Source organism: Chlorogloeopsis sp. ULAP02 (assembly GCF_038404745.2).
Lineage (GTDB): Bacteria > Cyanobacteriota > Cyanobacteriia > Cyanobacteriales > Nostocaceae > Chlorogloeopsis.
Genome location: NZ_JAYKTT020000024.1, coordinates 32812 through 45835, shown reverse-complemented (window position 1 = coordinate 45835; position 13024 = coordinate 32812). Strand labels below are relative to the sequence as shown.

Annotated in this window: 9 protein-coding genes; 4 read left to right on the top strand and 5 right to left on the bottom strand. The window is 41.2% G+C overall.

The window, feature by feature from the left end:
- The first annotated feature begins 205 nt into the window (after positions 1–205).
- Complete coding sequence (gene rimJ, locus U2718_RS12260; protein WP_341998330.1) at positions 206–766, top strand: ribosomal protein S5-alanine N-acetyltransferase; 561 nt, start codon at positions 206–208, stop codon at positions 764–766.
- A 226-nt stretch (positions 767–992) separates the two neighbouring features.
- Positions 993–2450, top strand: a complete 1458-nt coding sequence (locus U2718_RS12255; protein WP_341998326.1) for a protein adenylyltransferase SelO — start codon at positions 993–995, stop codon at positions 2448–2450.
- A 223-nt stretch (positions 2451–2673) separates the two neighbouring features.
- Here U2718_RS12255 and U2718_RS12250 read toward each other — a convergent pair whose 3' ends face one another.
- Positions 2674–2814, bottom strand: coding sequence for a hypothetical protein (locus U2718_RS12250; RefSeq protein ID WP_341998324.1), 141 nt, complete (start codon positions 2812–2814; stop codon positions 2674–2676).
- Between the two features lie 346 nt (positions 2815–3160).
- On the opposite strand from U2718_RS12250, the gene U2718_RS12245 reads away from it, so the two are divergent.
- Positions 3161–3397: a hypothetical protein gene (locus U2718_RS12245; RefSeq protein WP_341998322.1), complete on the top strand. Its 237-nt coding sequence runs from the start codon at positions 3161–3163 to the stop codon at positions 3395–3397.
- A gap of 145 nt (positions 3398–3542) precedes the next feature.
- On the opposite strand, the gene U2718_RS12240 is transcribed toward U2718_RS12245, so the two are convergent.
- A complete protein-coding gene (locus tag U2718_RS12240; protein ID WP_341998319.1) occupies positions 3543–7157 on the bottom strand; it encodes a PAS domain S-box protein in 3615 nt (1204 codons plus the stop codon).
- Between the two features lie 339 nt (positions 7158–7496).
- Here U2718_RS12240 and U2718_RS12235 point away from each other — a divergent pair, with 339 nt between their 5' ends.
- Positions 7497–9731, top strand: a complete 2235-nt coding sequence (locus U2718_RS12235; protein ID WP_341998317.1) for an EAL domain-containing protein — start codon at positions 7497–7499, stop codon at positions 9729–9731.
- Between the two features lie 403 nt (positions 9732–10134).
- Here the strand turns inward: U2718_RS12235 and U2718_RS12230 are convergent, their stop codons facing one another.
- From U2718_RS12230 to U2718_RS12220, 3 genes are all read right to left on the bottom strand, one after another.
- On the bottom strand, positions 10135–10254 hold the full coding sequence (locus tag U2718_RS12230) for a hypothetical protein (protein ID WP_341998564.1): 120 nt from the start codon (positions 10252–10254) through the stop codon (positions 10135–10137).
- 267 nt (positions 10255–10521) lie between these two features.
- On the bottom strand, positions 10522–11016 hold the full coding sequence (locus tag U2718_RS12225) for a DUF6174 domain-containing protein (protein WP_341998315.1): 495 nt from the start codon (positions 11014–11016) through the stop codon (positions 10522–10524).
- Positions 11017–11219: 203 nt separating this feature from the next.
- The gene (locus tag U2718_RS12220; protein WP_341998313.1) at positions 11220–13004 is read right to left on the bottom strand and encodes a M61 family metallopeptidase; all 1785 of its coding nucleotides are present in this window, start codon (positions 13002–13004) and stop codon (positions 11220–11222) included.
- Positions 13005–13024 lie beyond the last annotated feature (20 nt).

The following is a 13024-nucleotide window of genomic DNA, read 5'->3' as shown; positions in this document are numbered from 1 at the left end:
TGTATTTTTACTCAAAAATCAGGTTAGCAAGATTTTGGTGATGTGAAAATTATAATTTTCATTAATAAAATTAGCCGCTGAAGGGTATATTCCTCCATAACTTTATTGGCTGCGTCATATTTTATCTTTTTACCATTATGTTGAGTTTAGATAAATCTAATAAAATTATTAAGATATAAATATGTAGTATCAGATTCCTGAGGATATGAAATTAGAACCACCAATACTTATAACTGAACGTTTATTATTACGAATAGCTATAAAAGATGATATACCGAAAATTATAGAATATTTCACCAGTAATAAAGATTATTTAACTCCTTATTATCCTCGTTGGGACGATAATTTTTTCACAGAGGAGTATTGGCAATTTCAAGTAGAAGTAAATTTACATGAATTTGTCAATGATCGTTCCTTGAGGTTATTTATTTTCTTGAAAAACAATTCAAACAGAATTATTGGCACTATTAATTTTACGAATTTTGTTAGGGGTGTAGCACAATACTGCAATGTGGGATATAGCATTGCAGAAACAGAACAAGGTCAAGGTTACATGAAAGAAGCATTAGAAGCGACGATTGAATATGTATTTAAAGAATTAAAAATGCATCGCATCACAGCAAATTATATGCCTCACAATCAACGCAGTGGTAAGTTGCTAAAAAGACTAGGATTTGTTGTGGAAGGTTATGCGCGAGATTTTTTATTAATTGATGGAAAATGGCAAGATCATATTCTGACGAGTTTGATAAATTCTCATTGGTAAGATACTCAAAAGCAGTACTATAGGCGGCGCGCTACCTGCTACGAGTGGAACAAACAAGTCAAATTCTCTTTCCTCTTGCCTACCAACGGATACGCCGTACCTACGGAAGCCGCTTTGCGTCTACCGCCTCTACGTGTCTACTGCCTTCTGCCTTACAACCAACTCATCGGGCAAAACAACTCCTTAGAGGTACCATTAAGGGAAGACGAACTAAGCTGTACTCGTAATGACTCTGGCTGAAACTTCCAAAAACACTAATTCTAAAAACCCTTTTTTGATTCTCAACTACGAACCTGCCTTAGAATCTTTGGGCGATGATTACTATGATGAAGTAGCAGCAGCAGAATTTCCCCTACATATCCTGCGCTGGCGTAATGACGCACTCCTACCTAAACTAGGGCTAGATCCCCAAACAGTGACAGATGAAGATTTTATTGTTGCCTTCGGTAAATTTGAGGAACGAAAACCCTTATTAGCACTGCGCTATCACGGCTATCAATTTGGGGAATACAATCCTCAGTTGGGTGACGGCAGAGGTTTTCTTTATGGGCAAGTACGCGCTACTGATGGTGAATTATATGACTTTGGTACTAAAGGTTCTGGCAGAACGCCTTACTCTCGTGGTGGCGACGGTATGCTTACACTTAAGGGTGGTGTTCGCGAAGTATTAGCAGCAGAAATGCTGCACGCAATGGGCGTGCGAACTTCACGCTGTCTGAGCATGGTTGAAACGGGTTTATCCCTTTGGCGAGGTGATGAACCTTCTCCTACCCGTTCTTCAGTAATGGTAAGATTGAGCCGATCGCACATTCGTTTTGGTACTTTTGAGCGGCTACACTACTTTCGCCGTGCTGATTTAACTGTGAAATTGTTAGATCACGTAATTGAGCAATATTATCCACATCTAGTTGCTGAAACAGAGAAATATGCTTTGTTTTATGCAGAATTAGTCAAACGCACAGCAGAGCTAGTGGCACAGTGGATGGCGGCTGGTTTTTGTCATGCAGTACTAAACACCGATAATATGTCAATTACAGGGGAAAGTTTTGATTATGGCCCCTATGCTTTTATTCCTAATTACGATCCCTTCTTTACTGCCGCATATTTTGATTACTATAAACGTTATTGTTACATAAACCAACCAGAAATTTGTAAGTTGAATTTAGAGTTACTCCAAGAAGCCTTAAAAGCTGTAATTCCTCATACTGATATGGAAGCAGGGTTAGCAAATTTTAATAGATATTATCTTGTCGAATATCGTTCTTTAATGTTAAAAAAGCTAGGTTTTGAACAAAAACCCGAATTAGAAGCAGAGGAATTACTAGAGGCAACAATTGCATTTTTGAAACATTATCCAGTGAGCTATCACCATTTCTTTGCAGATATGGCTCAAAGTTTTTCCACCGAATGGCAAGATGATGCAAGTTACATTATGAATAAATCAGAAATTGGCCAATCATTAGGAAACTCAGAGCTATTCTTGCATTGGTCAGGCATTTATCACCGAATTTTAAGCAATTTGACTCCAGATGAAATCAAGAAAATATCCCAATCTTTAGTTCGTTATAATCCCAGTACAGTCATATTAAGACCGATAATTGAATCGGTTTGGGAACCAATAGCTCAAGAAGATAATTGGCAACCTTTTTATGAATTAGTTAAACAAATTCAGTTAGGAAAATAGGTGATAGGTGATTGGACGCCACGTGCGACAACACGCTTCCCCCCCAAGGGTATACTATCTTTCTCAGGCAGCGGCTCACTTCCCGTCCCTTAGGGTATGGTGATAAGGTAAAGAGAAAGTTTTTACACTTAGTAGTGATGCCGTACTCAAAGACTGGGCTGCTTGATTGCACTTATGTTAAGAGAGTAGTTTTTTCATTTGATTGCGTTCCCTCCGACAATACTTATTTTGCTTGAAAATACACATTCCATAGTACAGTGGTTATTATTAACTGCCACCAAAAACTTACATCAGCGATCGCCCAATCATGGAAGTTACCAATCAGTACGTCAAACCATGAAAAAAAGGCAAATTTGCCTTGCACTAACTTTGATTATGTGCTTTTATACAAATCAAGTAGGCTAAGTACTAACGAGATCTCTTGCCTTGGAGATGTTTGATTCTTTTCAAAATTGAGAAATTTAAAAGGTAGGACGTATCTAATTCAATCGCTACGTCGCTGATTTTCTTTCCTGGGTGTTTTCTGCGGGTTTCATGTTCCTTGTTGATTATGTATGCTAGCTCACTGGTTGCTCACACCTGTCAATGAAATTTGACACTTGACAAACTTTGCTTCCAAAAACTGAATCTAAGTTTGAATAGGCGCTAGTACATCCCCGCCAAGAGACTCACTAACGCCATTTGTTGAACACCTTATAGATAACTTAATCATGGCACAAAATACTCAATACAACGATCCCCAACCACAAATAAGCATGATCGCTTACAAACAACGTCTAAATGCTTGGACAATCGTGCGCGTACTTTCAGATACGCAAAGGGTTTTTGTCGCAAGATTTCGCAGTCGTTCTGATGCAGACGGGCATTTACAACGTCTACGCCAGTTGTCGCCTGATACTAACTTCATGGTTGTATTTGATTTTCAATCAGACGAAGCTCTAAATTAAAGTTCTTAAAAAGCGAAGCGCGCTCATTACCGCTTCGCTTTTTGCTTATAGAGCAATGCGGTTCACTAAAGCCTACGACGATCATAACTAAGCCTGCTTTTGCAGGCTTAGTCTATTTAGCGGCACCTTTGAAGGTGTTGGTTACTTATAGAGTCCCCTTCGTCTCACTAGAGGTTACTGCAATATTAAGTAAAAGCGCGATCGCTTGAATTAATTCCTCTGGTTCGAGGGGTTTTGAGATGTGCTGTTGAAAGCCAGCAGCGATCGCCTGTTGCCGATTCCTCTCGCCTGCATAGGCAGTCAAGGCAATTGCCGGAATTTGTCCACCTTGTTCAACAGTCCAAGCTCTTACTTGCTGGATCAGCATATAACCATTTATTTCTGGCATGGCGATGTCACAGACTATAATATTAAATCGTGACTGTTTCAACGTCTCCAAAGCTTCCTGTGCTGATGCGGCTGTAGTTACCTGTGCGCCAGCAGTTGACAGTATAAAGCTAATTAGCTCGCGCGAATCTAGTTCATCGTCTACAACTAAGATTTGAACTCCACTCAAATTAGGAAAATCTTTTGATAGAGTGGTGTTCTGGCTTGGCTGCACAGTTGTGCTTATCAATGGTAATCTAACTGTAAATGTTGCTCCTTGCTCTTCTCCAGGACTTGCCGCACAGACAGAGCCGCCGTGCATTTCGACTATATGGCGGACAATTGCCAATCCCAATCCTAAGCCACCAAATTTGCGGGTGACTGTACCATCAGCTTGTCGGAAGGTATCAAACACATAGGGCAGAAACTCAGGGCTAATTCCCTTGCCTGTATCCCTAACTATGATTTGCGCATCAGTACCAACATACTTCAGCTGGACGTGAACCTGTCCACCAGTAGGAGTAAATTTTACTGCATTAATGAGCAGATTCCATACGACTTGTTGCAACCGATTTGGATCGCCCATGACTTGTTTTGTTGTCGGCTCTAATTGAGTTTGAATTGGAATAGACTTCGCCTCTGCCGCCAAACGAACTGTTTCTTTAGCTGCCTCAATTGTCACAGCTAAATCTACCGGACACACATTCAAGGTCATTTTACCTTGCAAAATTCGGGAGACATCGAGCAAATCTCCGATCAGTTGAGTTTGCAGTTTGACATTGCGTTCGATAGTTTCTAGAGCCAGCGCTGTTTTTTGTCGATCTACTTTTCCAGTTCGCAGCAGTCTCGTCCAACCGAGAATAGGATTAAGCGGAGTTCGTAACTCGTGAGAAAGAACAGCTAAAAATTCATCTTTGACTCTATTGGCAGATTCAGCGGCTTCGCGGGCGAGTTGTTCGCGCTCTAGTAGTTGTTCCCGTTCGGTTTCAGCTCGCTTGCGATCGCTAATATTGTGGAAATAAAGAGCAAGTCCCCCAGGAAAAGGGTAAGCACGCACGGAAAACCAAGCATCAAAGGGAGGATAATAATCTTCTAGTTCTAGGGGTACCTGTTCTGTAATTGCCTGTTTATACAACTTACCAAAACTGGTTTCTGCTAGTTCTGGGAATTCTTCCCAGACATTCTTGCCAAGCAGTTCTTGCGATGAACGCCCTAGTGTTCGAGTACCTTCATGATTGACATAGGTAAAGCGCCACTCGCGATCAAAGGCGATAAAGCCGTCGGTGATACTTTCCAGTATTTTGGCAATTTGCTCTGTTGCAGTTTCCGCTTCCACTCGTGCTGCTTGCTCCCGAATCAGGAGTTGTTCGCGTTCCTGTTGCGCCTTGTTGCGATCGCGCAGTGCAGCTTGCTGTTCAGTGATATCTATGGCAACTCCTCCCACCATTGCTTGCCCTGATGAATTCAAGATGGGGAACTTATAGACAAGAAATTCTCCGACTGTACCATCCGGGCGAGGTGCAGCCTCAATTGCCTCTAAAACTTGATTAGTTCTGGCAACAGTTCTGATATTGTCAAAAAACTGCTGCGCAATTTCAGCATGATAAATCTCAAAAACGCTTTTCCCGATCAGATCCTTCTCAGTCAACTGGAACATTCGGAAATAAGTTGGGCTAAGGTAAAGAATATGCCCATTTGCATCCGTAATCCAGGCGGCGGCAGGGCTATGAGCCATAAAAGCTTGAAAGCGCTCCTCACTTAAGCGCAGTGCTTCTTCTGCTTCATATTGCAGGGTTACATCACTGCTAGTTACAATTGCCAAAATGACGTCACCCGCCTTATTACGTACAGGCGTACCTCCGTACTCAGCTACCCAGCGCTTGCCAGTATCTATGCGATCAAGCCACAATCGCCGTCTAGAAAAAACTTCACCAGCTAAAGCGCGAGCAAGGGGCCAATCTGCTAAGGTTACAGGACTACCATCTAATTCTTGTACCTCGAATAGGTTAGCAAAAAATTGTACAGGTTGGCGCACTTCTTCCAGAGACTGGAAACCATGCATAGTCAATGCGGCTGGATTAAACATGAGGACGTTGCCTTGCGGATCGGCGATTACCAATCCTTCGGTCATGCTATTAATTACTGCTTCTAATTGCGCTAAGTTTGTTTCTAGTGCCTCTTCCACATACTTGCGTTCGCTAATATCGATATTTACACCCAAAAACCGCTCAACTTGTCCATTAGCATTGCGAATCACTTGCCCTATCGATGCTAGCCAGCGAGGCGAGTTATCTTTTTGAATAATGCGAAACTCATCATAATAGTCCTCTCCCTGAGCAAATATTGCTTCTACATTTTGGATTGTCCGTTCGCGATCGCCAGGGTGGATAAAATCAAGCCAAGCCTTAACACCAGGCTGCTCACAATTGGGTTCCAATCCTAATAAGCGCCAAATACCTTCTGACCAGGATACTTCATTTGTTTGCAAATTCCATTCCCAAGTGCCGATATTGGCTGCCCGTTGTGCCAATCGTAATCGTTGCTCGCTCTCTTGCAATGCTGCTTCTGCCCGTTTACGCTCTGTGATGTCGCGAGAAATGGCGATCGCGCCTTCAATACCTTGATTTGGATGTTGTAATGGAGTGAAGATATATTCGTAGTAACGCATACCATCGATTGCAAGATAGGCAGTTTCACTCCGAAGCGGCTGCCCGGTTGCGATCACAGCTTGTCTGTGCGTATCTAACTCCTCCATTGTTTCAGTCATATCAACAGGAAAATTTAATTCTTGCCAGATTTTGCCTAAAAAGTCTTTTGACTGCAATCCCAGCACGGCGGCTCCACCTTCACTCACATACCGATAACGACCAGCGCGATCAAAAATATAAATGTGATCTACTGAAGCTGAGAGGATAGCCTCCAGAATATTCGCCTGCTGTTGAAATTGGTTTTCCTGAGCTTGCTTGCATTCTGAGAGTGCAGTTTGACACTCACTCATATCTTCAACCGTGTTTACTGAACCGATGAGGTTTCCTTGGCGATCGCGCAACTGTGAAGATTTCACCTGTACCCACCGAATCGCCCCCTGTAAATTCACAAAGCAGTATTCACTGCAAAACTCACCTTCAATAAACACCCGATTCAGCCACGCAGCCATGACAGATTTCCGTTCATCAGGATGAAGAAACTGTACCCAACTTTCCCCTAAAATTTCATCTCCAAAGCCGCAGATCTTTTGAGCAATTGGATTAATGTAAGTACAGCGACCTTGATTATCAGTTGAAAAAATACCTACTGGGCAACAAACGCTCAAAGCTTGAAAAAAATTTGCGTCGTTCCTTAGTAAATTTTCTGGCTGGTTATGTTCATAGTTGTTTTGAGACTGCCTCTGCATATGCTGCAATTTTAGGTGGGGGATATAACCCGATAATTACATAGAAATATCAATATTAAGCGACCATTCCCACTCAATTTTTTGAATATCGGCTAAAGTGAGTATTGATTTTTTGCGATTACAAACTATTTTGAATAATCACATCAACCACAGAATTCTAAAAATTATGTTGGAAGTTTTTCCTTAGTTGTAAAAAATCAATAGTATCTCACACAGTAAGCAAAAGTATCTACTTTACCAACTCATCAAATTTTTATACGTAATTGAAGTAAATTTTATTTCTTACAGGGAAACTGATGGGAATACTAAATAAAATCGGGTTGAGCAAGGTAGTTACTTATGAGCCAAATATGTCCTATTGCCAAAACTTGTGTTTGTTGCAACGTTGCACACTGCCATACTCAGGAAGCAGGCAGAATTTTTCTCTGGTTTCCTGTTTTACATACCTTGAAAAAAGTCACCTCCTATCTGGAACAGTCTTCCCTTGAGTATGAACTAATGCATGAACGACCAGGTCTAAGTTTGGATTGTAAACCAGGACAGACTCAAGAAATTGCCCATAACTTAGCTCAACTACTTACACCGAGGGAATTACGAGAGACACAAGTCCTTTTTATTCGAGGTGCTATCCAACCTCAACTTCAGGATTTTAGTGACATCGCTTCATTGCAACGCTTCATTAAGTTCAGCCAATCGAACTGGCTAGTTGAAATGCTGACAAGGGAAAGATTCACCAGTCACTTTCAACCGATCGTCTCCATCAAGGATACATCCCAGATTTATGGATATGAATCCCTGTTACGGGGGTTGGATGAACAAGGCAATTTAGTGCCGCCTGGGCCTATCCTAGAGTTAGCAAGCGAAGCTGGACTTTTGCCACAACTAGATCGAGTTGCTCGCCTCAGCGCGATCGCTCAATTCAGTCGCCACCAAGCCAGAGGGCAAATTTTTATCAATTTTGCACCCACGGCGCTTTATGATCCCGTTTCTTGCTTGCGCACGACGGTAGAGGCTATTGATCGAGCGGGTATTTCCCATGAACAAGTTGTTTTTGAAGTTGTGGAGTCAGACAATCCTCAAGATTTAGATCATCTTAAAGCAGTACTGCAATACTACCGTGATGCTGGTTTTTTGGTTGCTCTTGACGATCTTGGTTCTGGCTATTCCAGTTTAAATTTGTTACATCAGTTACGTCCAGACTTTATTAAGCTGGACATGGGATTAATTCGAGATGTGCATCAAGATTTGTATAAAGCTTCAATTACCGAAAAGCTTTTAGAGATTGCCCAAAACTTAAATATTCAGACTGTTGCTGAAGGAATTGAGTGCATTGAGGAACTGAATTGGTTGCAAGAACGAGGTGCAGATTTCGCCCAAGGCTATTTGATTGCTAAACCTAGTGCAGTACCTATCACTGCAACCCCTCACCTTCAGAGCAGCACATTAACTGTTGCACCATATTGTCAGCGCTTTGAGTCGCCTGTTCAACACCAAAGTGAGTCTGAGCGAATTGTCGCCGCCGTGACGCAACATATTCGATGCTCGTTAGAATTAAACGAGATTTTGCAAACTACAGCATCTGAGGTGCGACAACTGTTTGAGGTAGATCGAGTAGTAATCTATCAGTTTGAACCTGATTGGAGTGGGTTAGTCGCTGTAGAATCTGTAGCTGAAGAGTGTATGTCCATTCTGGGATTTCATGTGATGGACACGTGCTTTCAATCTACACACGCAGCTTACTATCAACAAGGTAACACTAGAGCGATTGAAGACATAGAAACTGCGGGATTGTCACTGTGTCACCTCAATCTCCTGCGGAGTTTGCAAATCCGGGCAAATCTGATTGTGCCTATCTTGCAGCAAGAGCGTTTGTGGGGACTATTGATCGCTCACCAATGTCAAAACTCTAGAAAATGGCAGCAATCGGAGATTAACCTATTTAATCAGCTAGCAAGTCAAGCTGCGATCGCTATTCACCAATCGGAACTTTATCATCAGTTACAACAAGCAAACCAAGAATTACAGCGCCTTGCCTCTTCGGATGGTCTTACTTTAGTGGCGAATCGACGCTGCTTTGATGATACCCTAAAGACAGAGTGGGAACGATTGACACGAGAGCAAGCGCCGTTGTCTTTGATTTTGTGTGATGTTGATTGCTTTAAGCTTTACAACGATACCTATGGACATCTAGCAGGGGATGATGCACTCAGATATGTTGCTAAGGCAATAGAGACAGTTAAACGCCCGGCTGATTTAGTTGCTCGGTATGGAGGAGAAGAGTTTGCAGTCATTTTACCGAATACCGATGTTGAAGGTGCCGTTGTAATGGCAAAGGACATTCAGAGCAATGTTAGTGCCTTAAAATTGCCTCATCCAAATTCTCAAGTAGATGAATTCATCACCGTAAGTCTTGGTGTAGCAACCATCACTCCTGATAGTCAATCATCTCCCGCAACTTTAATTGCTGCTGCTGATCGCGGGCTATACCAGGCAAAAGCACAAGGAAGAAATTGTATGGTACAGATAAACTGTAAAGATACTGACATTAAATCTCTCCTCTGGCAAAAGCATTGAATTTGTCTCAAGTATGTGGGCGATCATCCATTCTTGTTCTGAACTAAAGTTCTAAAGAAGCGAAGTGTAGAAATTACTGCTTTATTAATGAACTAAGAGAATTAGGAGCGCGATCGCCTACAACTGTGCTTTGCAGTACGCACTTCAAGGAAAAATTCTATAAATGTCTTTGTAATGGGCAATACGTTCGCAAACTAATGTTTATGTCTCGTTATTAACCGTAATCCCAATTCGGTAGTCACCTACACGAATTTTATATTTATCTCTTTAGCCTTTTAGTTTTTCTGGATATCCTAGTGCAAAAGGATTTTCTGATTCTAGTTCTTGAAATACGATTGGCTCTACTCGACTTTGAATGTCTTTTTATAAATCAACAAGTTCTTTCAAAAAACGCTTGGTATATTTAACTTTCCACATTTTTAGCTTTTAATGCTGTGTAATACTTAAGAGCTTCTTCTTTGGAAAGTTTTTCTTCATCTTCTATTTCTTGAATGAGTTTAATTAAACCATAGTTTTCTAATATTTATTCAATTTTTACAAATTCAGTAATGGGAATTTGTACGGCAATAGGTTGCTGATTTTCATCAAGTACGTAATTCTTGTGAATTTGTAGCATTGTGGCTGTACTTGAATGATTAATTAGATTTAATATTTATTCCATTTTATTGCTGCTTGGATATTGTTTGCTAGACCAATCACTAGATTTGATCAAGAAGCGATCGCACATGCGATCGCTTTACGGAAATTCTGTAATTTTCTTTTGAAAAAAAACAGGTATGAGAGACTTAATTTAGTTTATCTTTTCAAAATTCTCAATGGTGAGATATTCTTCTTCATCGGCTATTTGACTGTCGTAATCAATATTAATTTGGGTTGGATAGCCGAGTATAGGATCGTACTGTACACTCAGGTTTGATGCTCCACGGGCGATCGCATCCCTGATTAAAACAAAAAGCTTGGGAACTGTATCGTATTTTTGAAAATATTCTGGATTAACTGGCATACCAGTATCTACAGAAGTGATGGAAGTTGTTACACCGTTACGTACTTCAATAACTACTGGGCCTCTAGCTTCGGGTATACAAAAGCAACTTCTACTCAGTGTATAGCGATAGCTGTAAATATTTTGCTGATTCCACAAACGGCGATTGATAATTAATTGCTCAAAATTTAAGTTAGTGATCGCTGGTAATTGTACCACCTGTATAGGCAGTTCAGACATGACAGGAGCAGTCAAACTCACAGAGGTGAGTAATGCCGCACTAACAATAATAGGCAAGCGCATATAAACACACCGATTAACTCCGGTATATCATTTCAATCTGTCTGAACTTGATTCCAGAGACTTTAAGTGTATTTTTATTTACTTGCATAACATACTCTTAATAGTCGTTTTTACTAGACTAGCCACTTAGTTGTCATGAGCTAGTGATTGCAATCAGCGATCAGCATATGCCGATTTGCCGATTGCCTATAGGTATTATTTTGTTATCGCATACTTGTCAAAGATGCACCCAACCATCCACTAAAGTTCTGTTTTTGAAGATCAGAAGGATTATCTACAGTTTGGACTAGATATTTGCTGGCGCGGGGAAAAGCCAAAGTAACTGGATAGATACGGAGTTCTTCATGATGGAAAACCGCAACCGAGATTGTGTCATTGGGTTGATAGTCTTTGAGGCGATCGCTTAAGTGACTTGCACTCACCTTCACACCATCAATTGCTAACAATTCATCACCAGCATCAATTCCAGCTAATTGTGCAGGTGAACCTGCCTCAACAAATTTAATCACCTCTCTTCCATGTTCGCTGCTTACCCTTATACCCAGGTAAGGTTCTTGTTCTGTTTCTGCTACTATTTGCAAACCGAAAGGTTCCAAGTACTGATTGAAAGGCAATTCGTCAGTATTATCAATGTAGCGTTTAAAGAAATCAGACAAATCTATTTCAGCTACAGACTCAATTACTTGCTGTAGTTGTTGTGGGGTATAGCCGATTTCGTCTCTGCCGAATTTTTGCCACATCTTGAGCATGACATCATCAAGCGATCGCTGGTTGTCATGATGAGAACGAATCAGCAAATCTAGCAACAACGACACCATTTCCCCTTTCAAATAATAAGACATTTGGGAATTGCCACTGTTGGCATCCTGTCGGTATAACTTAATCCAAGCATCAAAACTCGACTCCGAAAGGGCTTGTACCTTACGTCCTGGTGTCGTCAAATACCTAGTAACTTCTTTACCCCAATTATTTAAGAATGATTTAACATCATAAATGCCTGCCCGCAAAGGAATTAGCAAGTCGTAGTAACTTGTTGTTCCCTCACAGAACCACAGACAAGAAGTATAGTTTTCCTGATCGTAGTCAAAAACTTCTAGTTCTTGAGGTCGAATGCGCTTGACATTCCACAGGTGGAAAAATTCGTGCGCTACTAATTGTATAAAGCGATCATACTTATCGCGATCGCGAAATCCAAAACGCTGATAAATCAACGAGCAACTGTTCTTATGCTCCAAACCACCATAAGCTTGAGCAAATAAATGCAAGACAAACACATATCTCTCATAAGGCAAACCACCAAACATCCGTGCTTCGACTTCGACAATTTTTTTGATATCGGCGATTATCTGTTGCACTCGAAAATTTCCACGTCCCCAAATTGCCAATTCATGAGGCTTTCCTAACACATCAAAGTGATACAGTTGATGAGAGCCAATTTCAAAGGGACTATCTACAAGAGTGTCAAAATCAGAAGCAAAGAAAGTATTAGCTTGTTCTGGAACTGCTGGTAAGGCTGTAGTAACCTGCCATTCTGGACGTGGCGGGACAATTGTAACGTAAATCGGTTGTCTATCAAATCCTGGTAGTCTAAAAAACAGTGCTGCCCCATTAAAATAGCCGTGGGTTGCATCTAGGTGATTTGTCCGCACGGTCAGTTCATTCGCAAAAATACGGTATTTGACAGTTACTTCTGAAACATCACCTGTCTCTACCTGCCAATGATTTTTACTGATTTTTCGCCAAGTTAAAGGTTTTTTGTTGGCAAAAGCAGCAAAATCCTGTAGATGCTTGGCATATTCCCGCACTAAGTAGGAACCAGGAGTCCACACCGGCATTTTTAAATCAAGCGTTGAGGCATTGTAGCCCCCAAGACGCAGAGTCACCTCAAACAGGTGAGTTTCTGGTTGGGACATTGCCACCTGATAATGAATTAACGGTACTTTTTCCTGCAGGCGGGTATCAGTACAAGGTGCTATTGTTTCCTTCATCTGTAGTCCAGAGTAAACAT